The sequence below is a fragment of the Mesorhizobium sp. RSR380A genome, assembly GCF_054719385.1.
Map to the genome: position 1 here is coordinate 824,939 of NZ_JBTTIB010000001.1, position 15,318 is coordinate 840,256.

General features: G+C 64.0%; 12 protein-coding genes. All 12 read right to left on the minus strand.

The window, feature by feature from the left end; genetic code table 11:
- Positions 1-37: 37 nt before the first annotated feature.
- The gene (gene ftsA, locus ACYG9Z_RS04070; RefSeq protein WP_023668281.1) at positions 38-1,345 is read right to left on the minus strand and encodes a cell division protein FtsA; all 1,308 of its coding nucleotides are present in this window, start codon (positions 1,343-1,345) and stop codon (positions 38-40) included.
- A complete protein-coding gene (locus ACYG9Z_RS04075) occupies positions 1,342-2,283 on the minus strand; it encodes a cell division protein FtsQ/DivIB (protein WP_023739857.1) in 942 nt (313 codons plus the stop codon). Before ACYG9Z_RS04075 ends, ftsA begins: the two co-directional genes overlap by 4 nt.
- A complete protein-coding gene (locus tag ACYG9Z_RS04080) occupies positions 2,271-3,197 on the minus strand; it encodes a D-alanine--D-alanine ligase (protein WP_023668279.1) in 927 nt (308 codons plus the stop codon). The genes ACYG9Z_RS04075 and ACYG9Z_RS04080 overlap by 13 nt, the downstream gene beginning before the upstream one ends.
- A gap of 302 nt (positions 3,198-3,499) precedes the next feature.
- Positions 3,500-4,465: a UDP-N-acetylmuramate dehydrogenase gene (murB, locus tag ACYG9Z_RS04085; protein ID WP_031244260.1), complete on the minus strand. Its 966-nt coding sequence runs from the start codon at positions 4,463-4,465 to the stop codon at positions 3,500-3,502.
- Positions 4,462-5,868 (minus strand): UDP-N-acetylmuramate--L-alanine ligase, encoded by a 1,407-nt coding sequence (gene murC / locus ACYG9Z_RS04090; RefSeq protein WP_023739859.1) that lies wholly within the window; start codon positions 5,866-5,868, stop codon positions 4,462-4,464. Before murC ends, murB begins: the two co-directional genes overlap by 4 nt.
- Positions 5,868-6,992, minus strand: a complete 1,125-nt coding sequence (murG, locus tag ACYG9Z_RS04095; RefSeq protein ID WP_023682136.1) for an undecaprenyldiphospho-muramoylpentapeptide beta-N-acetylglucosaminyltransferase — start codon at positions 6,990-6,992, stop codon at positions 5,868-5,870. Before murG ends, murC begins: the two co-directional genes overlap by 1 nt.
- Position 6,993: 1 nt before the next feature.
- Positions 6,994-8,145, minus strand: coding sequence for a putative lipid II flippase FtsW (ftsW, locus tag ACYG9Z_RS04100; RefSeq protein WP_023668275.1), 1,152 nt, complete (start codon positions 8,143-8,145; stop codon positions 6,994-6,996).
- Positions 8,145-9,545 carry a UDP-N-acetylmuramoyl-L-alanine--D-glutamate ligase gene (gene murD / locus ACYG9Z_RS04105; protein WP_023682137.1) on the minus strand — a complete coding sequence of 467 codons (1,401 nt, stop codon included), beginning with the start codon at positions 9,543-9,545 and terminating at the stop codon, positions 8,145-8,147. The genes ftsW and murD overlap by 1 nt, the downstream gene beginning before the upstream one ends.
- Before the next feature lie 8 nt (positions 9,546-9,553).
- On the minus strand, positions 9,554-10,636 hold the full coding sequence (gene mraY / locus ACYG9Z_RS04110; protein ID WP_023753054.1) for a phospho-N-acetylmuramoyl-pentapeptide-transferase: 1,083 nt from the start codon (positions 10,634-10,636) through the stop codon (positions 9,554-9,556).
- Positions 10,637-10,654: 18 nt separating this feature from the next.
- On the minus strand, positions 10,655-12,088 hold the full coding sequence (locus tag ACYG9Z_RS04115; protein WP_023753055.1) for a UDP-N-acetylmuramoylalanyl-D-glutamyl-2,6-diaminopimelate--D-alanyl-D-alanine ligase: 1,434 nt from the start codon (positions 12,086-12,088) through the stop codon (positions 10,655-10,657).
- Complete coding sequence (locus ACYG9Z_RS04120; RefSeq protein ID WP_023753056.1) at positions 12,085-13,539, minus strand: UDP-N-acetylmuramoyl-L-alanyl-D-glutamate--2,6-diaminopimelate ligase; 1,455 nt, start codon at positions 13,537-13,539, stop codon at positions 12,085-12,087. Before ACYG9Z_RS04120 ends, ACYG9Z_RS04115 begins: the two co-directional genes overlap by 4 nt.
- 54 nt (positions 13,540-13,593) lie before the next feature.
- Positions 13,594-15,318 (minus strand): peptidoglycan D,D-transpeptidase FtsI family protein, encoded by a 1,725-nt coding sequence (locus ACYG9Z_RS04125; protein ID WP_023682141.1) that lies wholly within the window; start codon positions 15,316-15,318, stop codon positions 13,594-13,596.

Consider the following 15,318-nt stretch of genomic DNA (forward strand, 5'->3'; position numbering starts at 1 on the left):
TCGCCGCCGCGGCCACCTATGGGGCTGTCCCCGTCAATTAGAAACTGTCTCTCAACCACTGACTCATGCGATGCAGTTTTCCGCCCGTCCCGGTCATCCTGAGACCGGAAATTCCTTTCGCCGGATGGCTCTCGAAGCTCGCCATCTGCGGATAGATCAGCAGCCCGACCGCCGTCGAGAAAGCCGGCCCCTTGGCAGCTTCCGGCAGGCCCGCCACGCCGAGCGGGCGTCCGATGCGCACATTGCGTCCCAGAATGCGGCGCGCCGCCTCGGGGAGACCCGCAAGCTGGCTGGCGCCGCCGGTCAGCACGACGCGTTTTCCCACGGCATTGCCGTAGCCCGACTTGTTCAGCCGGTCGCGCAACAGTTCCAGCGTCTCGTCGATGCGGGCGCGGATGACGCGCGTCATCACCGAGCGCGGGATCTGCAGCGGCATCTCGCCGTCTTCGCCGATCGGCTGGATCGAGACCAGGTCGCGATCGTCGGCACTGCCAGGCAGCGCCGAACCATGCATCACCTTCAGCCGCTCCGCGGCGTCGAGCGAGGTCGACAGGCCCTTGGCCATATCGAGCGTCACATGATTGCCGCCGATGGCAATGGCATCGGCGTGGACGAATTTGCCTTCCGAAAACACCGAGATGGTCGTCGTGCCGCCGCCCATGTCGATGCAGGCCGCACCCATTTCCAGTTCGTCGTCGACCAGGGCCGCAAGCCCGCTGGCATAGGGCGTCGCCACCATGCGCTCGACCGAAAGATGCGAGCGGTTGATGCAGAGCTCCAGATTGCGCAGCGGCGCGGCATCGCCCGTCAGCACATGCATATCGACGCCGAGTTGGTCGCCGACCATGCCGCGCGGATCGCGCACGCCGCGCTCGGCGTCCAGCGAAAAGCCGACGGGCAGCGAATGGATCACGTCGCGTTCGGCCTTGAGCGCCTGCTTGGCGCCGGCGGCAAGCACGCGCTTGATGTCGGCTTCGTCGGCCTGATGGCCACCGAGATTGATGGTGGCCGAATAGGTTTCGCTCTTCAGCCGGCCGGCCGTCATGTTGACGATCAGCGAATCCACCGTCAGTCCCGCCATGCGTTCGGCGGCGTCGACGGACAGGCGAATGGCGTGCTCCGCGCGGTCGAGATCGACGACCACGCCCGACTTCACGCCTTGCGATTTCTGGTGGCCGATGCCGATCACCTGGATGCGGTGCGAGCGGCCGCGCAACAGCTTGCCGTCCTCGCGCGGCTTCAGTTTCGCCACCACGCAGCAAACCTTGCTTGAGCCGACATCCAGCACGGTGAGCGTGCCGGAACGCCGCGAAGAGGCATCGCTCTTGCCGCCAAGCCAGCTCATATCTTCGTCCCCGACTTGCGCTTCAGATTTTGCGGCTTTTCATTGAGCGCGGCCTGGCGCTGTGTCGCCGCTTCCGGCGTCAGCTGCACCACCAGGCGATCGGAGATGCGCATGTCGACGGCGGCGATGTCCCGCGTCAGAAGCCCGTTGTCGTGGTCCATCCGAACCAGGTCGGCAATCGCCTGATCCTCGCCATCCTCGGGCAGCTTGATCGTGATGCCGTTTTCCAGCTTAAGGTCCCAGCGCCGTTCGCCGATGCGGATATAGCCTTTGACCCGAGCCGCGAGCTCGGGAAATTTGTTGATCTTGGCCACGAAGTCGGGCGCCTTGGCCGGTGCGCCGGTGCCGATGATCAGCGGCAGCAGCGCCTGCTTGCCGCCGGAGAACGGCGCGATCACCGCGCCGGAGCGTTCGATGACCGAAAGCTCCGCGCCCTGCTGCCAGAGCGCGAAGGGCTCGCGCTCCTCGACACGCACTTCCAGCGTATGTGGATAGACCTTGCGCACCGCCGCCACTTCGACCCAGGGCAAGGTATCAATACGTTCACGCGCGGCCTCGGCATCGAAGCCGATCAGTGACGTCCAGCCGTCGAGCTCGAGCCGGTCCAGTATGTCGATCTCCGAAGTCTGGCGGTTGCCGACCACCTTGATCTGGTCGACGGCAAAGCCGGTCCGGGCGGTGATGCTCTGGACGATGTCGTCGGCATGACCGCCGAGAATGGCGCCGTAGAGGCTGCTTGATGCAATGAGCGAAGCCGACAGGATGGCCGCGGAAAAGCGCGGCGCGACGAAGTCGCCGCCGCCCAGGCGCGCCAGCACGCGCACCGGCCGGCGCAGCACGCGCGGCAGCACGAAATGGTCGAACGACAACGGCATGCCGAACAGCGCCGGCCCGGCGCCGCCCCTGACCTTGTCCTGTCCCCATTTCAACGCAGACACGAAGCGTCCTCCACCATCCAACTCAACAATTCGCCAAACGAGTGCCCGGCCTGGGCGGCGATTTCAGGCACCAAAGACGTCGGCGTCATGCCCGGCTGAGTGTTGATCTCGAGCCAGACAATCTCGCCGTTTTCGGAGTGACGGTCGTCATAGCGGAAGTCCGATCGGGAAACGCCCCGGCAGCCGATAGCCAGATGTGCCTTGAGCGCCAGTGTCTGTATTTTTTGGTAAATATTTGATGAAATTTTAGCAGGGATTTCGTGTTTTGATCCGCCGGCGACGTATTTTGAATCATAGTCGTAGAAGGAATGGCCGGTCGGAATGATCTCGCAGACGCCGAGCGCCACGTCGCCCATGACGGCGCAGGTCAGCTCGCGCCCATGGATGTAGCGCTCGACCATGACGGTCTCGCCATATTTCCATTCGGACGAGCCGATGACCTGCGGCGGATGCGACTGCCCTTCATGCACGATGACGACGCCGAAGCTTGAGCCTTCATTGACCGGCTTGACCACGTAGGGCGGCTTCATCGGATGCTTGTTCTGGATGGCAAAGCGGCTGGCAACCTTCGATTCCGCCACCGCGATGCCGGCAGCCTTGGCGACCTTCTTGGCTTGCTCCTTGTTCATGGCGAGCGCCGAGGCGAGCACGCCCGAATGGGTGTAGGGAATGGCCAGATATTCGAGGATGCCCTGGATGGTGCCGTCTTCACCGAACGGGCCGTGCAGTGCGTTGAAGACGACATCGGGCTTGAGTTCGGTGAGCACGGCGCCGACATCGCGCGCAACATCGACGCGGGTAACCTGGTAGCCTTCATTCTCAAGCGCATCCGCACACGCCTTTCCCGAAGACAGAGACACGGGCCGCTCGGACGAGAATCCGCCCAGGAGGACAGCCACATGCTTGTTCTTCATATCCCGTCATCCCTCTCACGGCGGGCCCGCAACCACGCATTCAGCGACCAAATTGAGTCCGAGTCTCCCGGCAGGTTGCCCCCCAGACGGAAAACGCGGTCGACGCGTCGAACGACTCAAATCAGGAAACGCTTTAAGGCAGAGAATCAGAGAGTTGATTCGCTGGCAAGTGCTTATGATTCCGACAGATTCACTTTCCGCGAAAACGGCCGGAAAAAGCGTGTTGTGAGTCTTTGGAGCAACGGTGGCGCTGTTGTTTCAGACCGTTTGAAGTTCAAGCATCACATGAACTTCAGCTTGCGCTAAAGAAGCTGTCCGAGGAATTCCTGCACGGCATGGCCGGGGCGGAAATTGCCGAGCCGCTTGATTTCCCACTGCAGGCGGATGCCTGAATTTTCAAGCACGCGGGCGCGCACCGTCTCGCCGAGATATTCGAGGTCGTATCCGGTCGCTGTTCCGGTGTTGATCATGAAGTTGCAGTGCATCGGCGACATCTGCGCGCCGCCGATCATCAGCCCGCGGCAGCCGGCCTTGTCGATTTCCTTCCAGGCCGAGGTGCCTTCCGGATTCTTGAAGGTCGAGCCGCCGGTCTTCTCGCGGATCGGCTGCACCGTCTCGCGATGCGTCTGGACGGCGTCCATGGCCGCCTTGATCGCCTCCGGATCTTCCAGAACACCTTCGAAAACGGCGGAGGTGAAGATCAGCCCGGCAGGTGCGGCCGAGTGACGATAGGCATAGCCCATGTCTTCATTGCTGAGGGTGTGGAGATTGCCCTTGCGGTCGAGCGCCCGAACCTCGACGACACGTTCCCGCGTCTCGACGCCATTGGCGCCGGCATTCATCCTCAGCGCCCCGCCGATGGCGCCGGGAATGCCGTGATAGAAATGAAAGCCGCCAATACCGGCCTCATAAGCGACGGCCGCGACGCGCTTGTCGGGCGTCGCAGCACCGGCCTTGATGACGGTCGGCGAAACCACCTCGGCCTCGCCAAAGCCCTTGGCCGAAAGCCGGATGACGAAACCTGGAATGCCGCCGTCGCGCACCAGGAGGTTGGAGCCGACACCGACGATGGTGAGCGGGATGTCCTCCGGCACGGCGCGCAGGAAGGCAGCCAGATCCTCCTCGTCGGCCGGCTGGAACAGGGCGTCCGCCAGACCGCCGGCGCGGAACCAGGTGATCTTGTCCATCTCGGCATTGGGCGTGATGCGGCCGCGCAGGCCGGCAAGCCGGTCGCCAAGTTTGTCGAGCAGGTCCTGGCCGCGCATCATGAGACGGTACCGCCGAGTTCCCCAGGCAGCGCATAGGCCCATTGGGTGATGTTGCCGGCGCCCAGGAAGATGACGAAGTCGCCCGGTTTCGCCAACGCGCGGATGACGGGCGAAATCGCGGCAGGGGTTTCGACGTAGCGCGCATCGCGATGGCCGCCGGAGCGGATGCGCGACACCAGCGCCTCCGAGGTCACGCCGTCGATCGGCTCCTCGCCCGCCGTATAGACCGGCGCCACCATCACCGTGTCGGCATCGTTGAAACAGACCGAAAATTCGTCGAACAGATCGTGCAGCCGGGTGAAGCGGTGCGGCTGCGCAATGGCGATGACGCGGCCCTTGGTGGCGCTGCGCGCCGCTTTCAACACCGCCGTGATCTCGACCGGGTGGTGACCGTAATCGTCGAAGATGTCGACGCCGTTCCACGAGCCGGTGTGGGTGAAGCGCCGCTTGACGCCCGCAAAGGACGACAGCCCTTTCTTAATCGCTTCGGCCGACAGGCCGAGTTCATGCGCGACCGCAATTGCGGCGGTGGCGTTGGAGACGTTGTGGCGGCCGGGCATCGGCAGCCGCAGATCCGATATCGTCGTCTGGCCGCCGGTCTTGCGGTCGCGGATCACCACGTCGAATGCCGAGACGGCACCGGCCATGCGGTGGTTGGTGAAACGCACATCGGCCTGCGCGTTCTCGCCATAGGTGATGACGCGGCGGTCCTCGATGCGGCTGACCAGCGCCTGTACTTCCGGATGGTCGGTGCACATCACGCCAAAACCGTAGAACGGCACGTTCTCGACGAATTGCCGGAAGGCCTCGCGCACCTTGTCGAAACTGCCATAATGGTCCAGATGCTCGGGATCGATGTTGGTGACGACGGCGATCTCGGCCGGCAGCTTGAGGAAGGTGCCGTCGCTTTCGTCGGCTTCGACCACCATCCACTCGCCATCGCCCATACGGGCATTGGTGCCATAGGCATTGATGATGCCGCCATTGATCACCGTCGGGTCGAGCCCGCCGGCATCGAGCAGCGTCGCCACCATCGACGTGGTTGTGGTCTTGCCATGCGTGCCACCGATCGCGACCGCCTGGCGGAAGCGCATCAGTTCGGCCAGCATCTCGGCCCGGCGGACAATTGGGAGCAACTTCTCCCGCGCGGCCTTCAGCTCGGGATTGGATTTCTTGATCGCGGTGGAGACGACCACCACTTCGGCCGCGCCGATATTCTCGGCCTTGTGGCCGACAAAGCATTCGATGCCCTTGTCGCGCAGCCGCTGGACATTGGCGCTGTCGGCCTGGTCCGAACCCTGCACCTTGTAGCCGAGATTGTGCAGAACCTCGGCGATGCCGCTCATGCCGATGCCGCCAATGCCGATGAAATGCACAAGGCCGATGGTCTGCGGCATCTTCATCAATGCGTCCCTTTCCTGAAATCCGAAACGGTTTTTCTGGACGCAATAGCCTCTGTGAGATCAGCGAGCAACCGTGCCGCGTTCGGCCGGCCAGCCGACTTCGCTCCGGCAGCCATGGCCGTCAGCCGCTCGGGAGTGTCCATCAGCCCGCCAATGAGAGCCGCGATGCGCTCCGGCGACAGTGACGATTGCGGATGCACCTCGCCGCCGCCCGCCGCGGCAAGGGCGGCTGCGTTCGCCGCCTGATCGTGATCCAGCGCATAGGGATAAGGCACCAGCAGCGCCGGCCGGCCGATGACGGCGATCTCCGAAACCGTCGAGGCGCCGGAGCGCGAGATCACCAGATGCGCCGCGCCCATGCGCTGTGCCATATCGGTGAAGAAGGGCGAGACGTCGACATGGACGCCGAGTGCCGCATAGCCGGCCTTCACCCGCGCCACGTCGTCGGCGCGGGCCTGCTGGGTGATCACCAGCCGCTTGCGCTGCGCCTCCGGCAGAAGTGCGATCGCCGTCGGCATGGCGTCGGAAAAGAACTGCGCGCCCTGGCTGCCGCCGAACACCAGGAGCCTGAACGGATCCGCCCCTTTGGATGCGGTGTAGGGCGTCTTTGCCGCCTCCAGGATTGGCGGCCTGACCGGATTGCCTGTCGTCACCGTCTTGGCGCCTGTGGCACTTTCATCTTGCGGCAGGAAGCCGCCGGCGATGGCATCGACGCGCCCGGACAGCGCCCGGTTGGCGCGGCCCATCACTGCGTTCTGCTCATGGATCAGCGTCGGCAGCTTGCGCCGCGTCGCGGCATAGAGCGGTGGCAAGGTCGGATAACCGCCAAAGCCGACGACCGCATCAGGCTTGATCCTGGCGATGACGGCGGAGGCTTGGCGCACGCCGCGCCAGATCTTCCAGAACGCGCCAAGCAGCGCGACAGGGTTTTTCGAGCCCATCGTCGCCGACTGGATCGGATGGATGGCGGCGGCCGGGAAATGGCCGGCAAAGCGCTCGGCGCGGTCGTCCGTCGCCAGATGCACGCCCCAGCCGCGCTCGATCAGCTCATGCGCCAGCGCCTCGGCCGGAAACAGATGTCCACCGGTTCCGCCAGCCGCGAGAAGGATCACACCCCGCGCCATATCACTCCGCCGGCAGGGCGCGCTGCGACAGGGCAAAGCCCATCTGCTTGCGCTTTTCCGGTCGCTTGCGGGTCAGCGCCAGCACCATGCCCATCGAGATGGCAATGGCGATCTGCGAGGAGCCGCCATAGGAGATGAAAGGCAGCGTCATGCCCTTGGCCGGCATCAGCTGCAGGTTGACGCACATGTTGATGACCGACTGCAGGCCGAACACGGTGACGAGACCGCCGACGGCGTAGCGGGTGAAATCATCATGTTCCTTCAGCGCCGTGCTGAGGCCGCGCAGCACGATGAAGGCGAAGATCGACATGATGAAGAAGCACATGATCAGCCCGAACTCTTCGCCGGCGACCGAAAAGACGAAGTCGGCATGCGCGTCGGGGATGACGCGCTTGACCGTGCCCTCGCCCGGGCCGACGCCGAACCAGTGGCCGTTGATCAGCGCCTCGCGACCCATGTCGACCTGGAACGTGTCGCCTTCGCCGGTCAGGAATTTGTCGATGCGGGCGGCGACGTGCGGGAACACCGTATAGGCGGCAAACAGGCCGCCGGCGCCGGTGGCGCCAAGCGCGATGATCCATAGCCATGGCAGGCCGGCCATGAAGAACATGACGCCCCAGGTGCCGGTCACCAGCATGGTCTGGCCGAGATCGGGCTGCGCCACCAGAAGCGAGATGACCAGGATCAGCAGCAGCATGGCAAACAAATTGCCGGGGATGTCGGGCTGGCGCTTGTGTTCGGCGAACAGCCAGGCGCAGACGATGACGAAGGCGGGTTTCAGAAATTCCGACGGCTGGATCGACATGCCGACAAACGACACCCAGCGCCGCGCGCCCTTCACCTCGACGCCGATGTAGAGCACGGCCACCATCAGCACCAGCATGATGCCCAGGATGATCAGCGCCATGCGCCGGATCTGCCGCGATTCCAGGAAGGAGACCGCCAGCATCACGCCGAGCGCCGGCACGGTGAAGATGATCTGCCTGGTGGCAAAGTGGAAACTATCGAGGCCGATGCGTTCGGCCACCGCCGGGCTTGCCGCAAAGGACAAGACGATGCCAAGCCCCATTAGCGACAGGAACGCCGCCAGGAACCAGCGATCGATCGTCCACCACCAGGTTGCAACCGGGCTTTTGTCGAGACGGCTTTGCATTATCGTGCCCCTCCGATGGGTTTGACACCCTCGATAGCATTCGCAGCTTGCCTGAAGGCTTCGCCGCGAACTTCGAAATTCTTGAATTGGTCGAAACTGGCGCAGGCCGGCGACAGCAGTACCACCACCTCGCCGTTGTCATCCTTGGCCGAGTCTTTCGCGGCATGGTCGACCGCGGCGGCCAGGGTGCCCGAGATTTCATAGGGCACGGCTTCGCCGAGCGTCGCCGAGAATGCGGGCGCCGCCTCGCCGATCAGATAGGCCTTGGCGACGCGCGGGAAGAAACCGCGCAACGGCTCGATGCCGCCTTCCTTGGGCAGTCCGCCGGCGATCCAGTAAATGCGCGAAAAACTCGACAGCGCCGGTGCCGCCGCATCGGCATTGGTCGCCTTGGAATCGTTGACGAACAGCACATGATCCTTGCGGCCGACCTGCTCCATGCGATGCGCGAGGCCGGGGAAGCTTTCCAGTCCCGCCTGGATTTCGCCCAGGCTCAAGCCGACCTTGAGGCAAGCTGCGACGGCGGCAAGCGCGTTCTGCGCATTGTGCTGGCCGCGCAACGAACCGATGCCTTCGAGGAAGGCGACGCGGCTGTAGCGGCCATGCACGGCTTCCATCAGATCAGAGCCGTCGGCGAAATAGCCGTCGGTCAGCGGCAGCCGCTTGGAGATGCGGATCACCTCCCGGCCCGCCCTCTCCAGCCGGTCAGCGATCTGCGCGCACCAGGAATCGTCAACGCCGACGATCGCCGTCTCGCTGCCGGCAACCAGCCGCTCCTTGATCGAAGCGTAATGCTGCATGGTGCCGTGGCGGTCGAGATGGTCGGGCGTCAGGTTGAGCAGGATGCCGGCCGTCGGGTTGATCGAGGGCGCGAGATCGATCTGGTAGGACGAACACTCGACGACATAGTCCCGGTCAGCCTGCGGTGGATCGAGCGTCATGATGGCCCGGCCGATATTGCCGCCCATCTGCGTGTCGCGCCCTGCCGATTTGAGGATATGCGCGGTCAGCGCCGTGGTCGTCGACTTGCCGTTGGTGCCGGTGATAGCGATGAACGGCGCATCAGGCGCGCGCGCAATCCGCTCGCGGCAGAACAATTCGATATCGCCGATCACCTCGACGCCGGAGCCACGCGCCAACTCCACCGTCCAGTGCGGCTTGGGATGCGTCAGCGGCACGCCGGGCGAGAGCACGAAGGCCGAGAATTTCGACCAGTCGGCGCCGCGCAGATCGGCGGTCGCAATGCCTTGGTCAGCAGCCTTGGCGACGCTATCGGGATTGTCGTCCCAGGCAAGCACGTCGGCGCCGCCCTCGATCAGCGCGCGCGCCGTGGCGATCCCCGAGCCACCGAGCCCGAAGAGCGAAACGCGTTTGCCCGAAAAGGATGCGGCGGGGATCAAGCGGGTTCCTATCTCAGCTTGAGGGTCGACAGGCCGACCAGCGCCAGGATGACGGCGATGATCCAGAAGCGGATCACCACCTGGCTTTCGGTCCAGCCGAGCTTTTCGAAATGATGATGGATCGGCGCCATCAGGAACACGCGCTTGCCGGTCATCTTGAAGTAGCCGACCTGAATGATGACCGACAGGATTTCCACGACAAACAATCCGCCGACAATGACCAGCACGATCTCGTGCTTGGTGGCGACCGCGACCGTACCGATCAGGCCACCCATGGCCAGCGAACCGGTGTCGCCCATGAAGATCGCCGCCGGTGGCGCGTTGAACCAGAGGAAGCCGAGGCCGGCGCCGATGACGGCGCCAAGCACGACAGCCAGCTCGCCGGTGCCGGGCACGAAATGGATCTGCAGATATTCGGCGAACACCGCATTGCCGGAGAGGTAGGCGATGACGCCAAAGGATGCCGCCGCAATCATGATCGGCACGATCGCCAGCCCGTCGAGGCCATCGGTCAAATTCACCGCATTGCCGGCGCCGACAATGACGAAGCAGGAGAACGGCACGAAGAACCAGCCGAGATTGATGATGAATTCCTTGGCGAAGGGGAAGGTCAGCGACGACGAGAACGGCGCCTGGCCATTATGCATGATCGCCCAGGCGGCGATGCCGGCGATGACGAATTCCAACGCCAGCCGCGCCTTGCCGGAAAAGCCGAGATGCGACTGCTTGGTTACCTTGAGATAGTCGTCGTAAAAGCCGATCGAACCGAAGCCCAGCGTCACCAAGAGCACCACCCAGACATAGATCGAGGAGAGGTTCGCCCATAGAAGCGACGAGCCGACGATGCCGCACAGGATCATCAGCCCGCCCATCGTCGGCGTGCCGGCCTTCTTGAAATGCGTCTGCGGGCCATCGGCGCGGATCGGCTGGCCCTTGCCTTGCCGCAGCCTAAGCGAATTGATGATGGTCGGCCCGAAGATGAAGACGATCAGCGCCGAGGTGATCAGCGCACCGCCGGTGCGGAAAGTTATGTAGCGGAAGATATTGAAGACCGAGACCTTGTCCGCAAAATCGACGAGCAATGTAAACATACGATTCCGTTCCCCGGACTAGTTATGTTTCGTGCCTGCGGCTTCCGCCGGATATTTGCCGAGCAAGGCCTCGACCAGCTTTGAAAAGCCGATGCCTTTCGACGATTTGATCATCACCACGTCGCCGGCCTTCAGCGTCGACAACAGCAGCGGCTTCAATTCCTCGGCGCCGGCGCGGTATTCCGTTTTGATCTCGTCGGGCAGGATGTCTGCCAGCGCCCGCATTTCCGGACCGCCGAGAAAGACCGTGTTTGTGCCGGTGCCGACGATCAACTCGGCAAGGGCTGCATGGAGCTTGGCCGAATGGTCGCCGAGCTCGAGCATGTCGCCGAGCACGGCGATGCGCCGGCCCTCGCCCGTGACAGGCGTCGCGTTGAGCAGCGCCATGGCAGCAGCCATCGAGGCCGGATTGGCGTTGTAGCTCTCGTCGATCAGTGTGATCGGTCCCTTGGGGTGGCGAAGCATATGGCGCTTCCCACGGCCACGCTCGGCCGACAGATCGGCCAGTGCCAAGGCCACCTTGCCGATGTCGGCTTCAACCAAATGCGCGGCGCCGAGCACCGCCAGGACGTTCTGTACCATGTGGCGGCCGGGCGCGCCGATGCGCACCGTCACATCCTGCCCGCCGATCCTGGCGGTGATGTCGGAATGATCGGCATGCAGCTCGCATTTGGTCAGCTTGTAGGTCGACCGTGCATTCTCGCCGAAGCCAAAGACATGTTCGACGCCGGCGGCTCGCGCCATCTTGTCGAGCAGCTTCCATCGCGCATCGTCGCGGTTGAGCAAGGCCGCACCGCCGGGCTCGATTCCTTCAAAAATCTCGGCCTTGGCCTTGGCGATCTCGTCGAGATTTCTAAAGAAGCCGAGATGCGCAGCGGCGATCATCGTGACGATGGCCACATCTGGCCGGACCATCTTGACCAGCGGCCGGATCTCGCCCGGATGGTTCATGCCGATCTCGAACACCGCATAGTCGCAATCGCCGGGCATGCGCGCCAGCGTCAGCGGCACGCCCCAATGATTGTTGAAGGACTGCGCCGAAGCATGCACCGTGCCGACGGCCGACAGCACATGACGCAGCGCCTCCTTGGTGGTGGTCTTGCCGGCCGATCCGGTCACCGCGATGATTTTTGCGCTGGAACGGGCGCGGGCGGCAACACCGAGTTTCTCCAGTGCTGCCAGCACATCCTGCACGACGATCATCGGCGCCGTCAGCCGCCCAAGCGACGGCAACTTGCCCTCGGCAACGATCAGCACGCCGGCGCCGGCCTTGATCGCCGCGGTCGCGAAGTCATGGCCGTCCATCGCCTCGCCCTTGATGGCGAAGAAGGCGTCGCCCGGCTGCAGGCTGCGGCTGTCGATCGAGATCCCCGAAATTCCCTCCGGCATCGGCCCGAGCGGCCGACCGCCCATGGCGTCGACCAGCGCCTCGGAAGTCCAGAGCACGCTCATGCGGCCCGCTCCCGCAGCGCCGAGCGGACTTCCTCGTGGTCGGAGAAGGGAAACGTCTCGGCGCCGATGGTCTGGCCCTCTTCATGGCCCTTCCCGGCAACGATCAGCGTATCGCCCGCTTTGAGCATGGCGACCGCTTCGTGGATCGCCTTGCGGCGGTCGCCGATTTCAATCGCGCGGGGCGCGGCTGCCAGGATCGCGGCACGGATCGTTTCCGGCACTTCCGAGCGCGGATTGTCGTCGGTGACGATGACGACGTCGGCCAGCCGCGTGGCGATTTCGCCCATGATCGGCCGCTTGCCCCGGTCGCGGTCGCCGCCGCAGCCGAACACGACGATGACGCGACCGGTGGTGAACGGGCGCACGGCGGCCAGCACATTTTCCAGCGCATCCGGCTTGTGGGCATAGTCGACATAGACGGGCGCGCCATTGGCGGTGGCGCCGACCAGGTCGAGCCGTCCCGGCGCACCCTGGAGTTTCTCCAATGCCATCAAAGCTTTGGCGACCGGCGTTCCGGTGGAAATGGCCAGCCCTGCCGAAACCAGGGCATTGGCGATCTGGAAGTCGCCGGCGAGCGGCAGGTCGATCTCGTAGAGCACGCCGTCAGCTTCGACCTCGGCGCGCTGGCGGTGGCGCTCGTGCTCGACCCGCTTCAGGCGCAGGAAATCGCCATGGCGGCCGACAGTCAGCACATTGAGCCCCGCGGCCTGCGCAGCCTGGATGGTCGGCGCCGACCACGGATCGTCGGCAAAGATGACCGCCGGCGCGCCTTTCAGCAGCAGCGTGTCGAACAGGCGCAATTTGGCGCGATGATAGTCCTCGACCGTCTGATGATAGTCCATATGGTCGCGGCCGAGATTGGTGAAACCGCCCGCGGCGAGCTTGACGCCATCGAGGCGGCGCTGGTCGAGACCGTGGCTGGAGGCTTCCATCGAGGCATGGGTGACGCCGGCCTCCGCCAATTCCTTGAGCAACTGGTGCAAAGCCACCGGATCGGGCGTGGTCAGCGAACCGTAGTCGTTGCGGCCCGGCGCCACCACGCCGGTGGTGCCAATGGACGCGGCGGCAAAGCCGGCCTGCTCCCAGATCTGCCGGATGAAGGCGGCGACCGAGGTCTTGCCTGCGGTGCCGGTAACCGCGACCATGGTCTCCGGCTGGCTGCCGAAGAAACGTGCCGCGCTCAGCGCCAGCGCCAGGCGTGCGTCGTCGACACTGAGCACCGGGACGGACAGACCGGAAACGGCGCTGGCCTTGCCCACGACAACCGCCGCTGCGCCGCGCTTTGCCGCATCGGCGGCATAGGCCGAACCATCCGCCTTGCTGCCGGCGAGCGCGAAAAAGACCACGCCGGTCTTGACCGTGCGGGAATCCGACGAAATCCCGGTTACCTCCACATCGCGGGAAGATGTTCCCTCGACAGGCAGGATACCGGCTAAATCTCTCAGGTGCATCGAACCCCGTTTACCTCAACAAAATGGCGCGCAGTTGCCGGCGCGCCCTAAGAATCACTGATAGGAAACCAGCGTTGCGCCATTTTCATGGCTGAAATCTGGCTTCACGCCAAGCATGGCGGCTGCCCGCCTGATGATGTTTCCGGCCATGACACCCGCATTGTTGGCGGCGACGTCGGTCATTCCGGGCTTTTCCGGGTGCGGAGCGTCAGCGATCGTAAACACCAGATACTGCGGATCGTCCATCGGGAAGGCAGCGACGAAGGTGTTGAAATTCAGTTCCTTCGAGTAGCGGCCATTGATCACCTTCTCGGCGGTTCCGGTCTTGCCGCCAACGCGGTAGCCGGGGGCCCTGGCGTTTCTGGCCGAGCCTTTCTCGGCATTGAGCGTGTAGAGGTAGCGCATGCCCTCCACAGTCTTTTCGCTGACCACTCTCTTGGCCACCGCCATGGCATCCTGCTCGCTGCGGACCAGGAAAGTCGGCGGGATCAAATAGCCCTGCATCAGCGCCGCGCAGCCGACGGCGGCCTGCAGCGGCGTCGTCGACACACCATGGCCGAAGGCGATGGTGAAGGAGTTGACCTGTTTCCAGACCTTCGGTTCGGTCGGGCGCGCGACCTCAGGCAGTTCGGTCTGCATCCTGTCCAGAAGGCCAAGGCGATGCAGGAACTCGCGGTGCCCCTCGATGCCGACCATTTCGGCCTCACGCGCCGATCCGATGTTGGAGGAGTAAAGGAACACCTCCGGCAATGACAGCACGCGGTTCTTGCCATGGAAATCGTGGATGGCCTGATGGCCGACCCGGATTGGGTGCGAGGCATCGAAACGGCTGTTCATATTCGCCTTGCCGGAATCGAGTGCCATGGCCGAGGTGAAGCTCTTGAAGGTCGATCCCATCTCGTAGAGGCCGGCCGACATGCGGTTCAGCCGATCCTTGTCCTGCGCATTGAAGGGATTGTTCGGATCGAAATCCGGCACCGAGGCCATCGCCACCACTTCGCCGGTCTTGATGTTGAGCACGACGGCGCCGGCGCCCATGGCGCGATAGCGCTCGAGGCCGGCGGCAATCTCGTCGCGCACCACATGCTGGACGCGCAGGTCGATCGACAGCTGAACCGGCTTCAGATCCTTGGCGATCGCCAAGCCTGAGGCCTGCAGGTCGCTCAGGCCCTGCTCGTCAATGTACTTCTCCATGCCGGAGATGCCCTGATTGTCGATGTTGGTGAGGCCGACAATGTAGGACGAGGTCACGCCGGCAGGATAGAAGCGGCGCTTTTCGGTGCGAAAGCCGATGCCGGGAATGCCGAGCTGCATGATGTCGGCCTGCTGCTTGGGCGTCAGCTGCCGCTGCAGCCAGACGAAGCCGGCGCCGCTCTTCAGCTTGTGATAGGTCTGCTCGGGATCAATATCTGGCAGAATGGTCGACAGCTTTTCGATCGCCTCGTCAGCATCGACGATGCGGCGCGGCTCGGCAAACAGCGATGCCGTCTTGATGTCGGTCGCCAGCACCTCGCCGTTGCGGTCGACGATGTCGGGACGCGACGCCGTCACCCGGCTTTGCGGCCCATTCGACATGTCGGGGGACTGGAAACCGAGATAGACCAGGCGCCCGGCGATGGTCGAATAGATGCCGAAGAACACCGCCATCGTCATCACGATGCGGGTCTTGGCCTTGCCGCCGGTCGCCTTGCGCGCGCCTTCGACCACGATGGAGCCGTCCTCGCCGGTCCGTGCGCGGCGCTTCAGCAATTTGCCGACCGACGGAAGTTTGGCGCGCAT

Coding starts and splice junctions, on each gene's coding strand:
- ftsA (WP_023668281.1), bottom strand. CDS start 1,345: ATGAGCTGGCTTGGCGGCAAGAGCGATGCCTCTTCGCGGCGTTCCGGC.
- ACYG9Z_RS04080 (WP_023668279.1), bottom strand. CDS start 3,197: ATGAAGAACAAGCATGTGGCTGTCCTCCTGGGCGGATTCTCGTCCGAG.
- murB (WP_031244260.1), bottom strand. CDS start 4,465: ATGATGCGCGGCCAGGACCTGCTCGACAAACTTGGCGACCGGCTTGCC.
- murC (WP_023739859.1), bottom strand. CDS start 5,868: ATGAAGATGCCGCAGACCATCGGCCTTGTGCATTTCATCGGCATTGGC.
- murG (WP_023682136.1), bottom strand. CDS start 6,992: ATGGCGCGGGGTGTGATCCTTCTCGCGGCTGGCGGAACCGGTGGACAT.
- ftsW (WP_023668275.1), bottom strand. CDS start 8,145: ATGCAAAGCCGTCTCGACAAAAGCCCGGTTGCAACCTGGTGGTGGACG.
- mraY (WP_023753054.1), bottom strand. CDS start 10,636: ATGTTTACATTGCTCGTCGATTTTGCGGACAAGGTCTCGGTCTTCAAT.
- ACYG9Z_RS04115 (WP_023753055.1), bottom strand. CDS start 12,088: ATGAGCGTGCTCTGGACTTCCGAGGCGCTGGTCGACGCCATGGGCGGT.
- ACYG9Z_RS04120 (WP_023753056.1), bottom strand. CDS start 13,539: ATGCACCTGAGAGATTTAGCCGGTATCCTGCCTGTCGAGGGAACATCT.
- ACYG9Z_RS04125 (WP_023682141.1), bottom strand. CDS start 15,318: ATGCGCGCCAAACTTCCGTCGGTCGGCAAATTGCTGAAGCGCCGCGCA.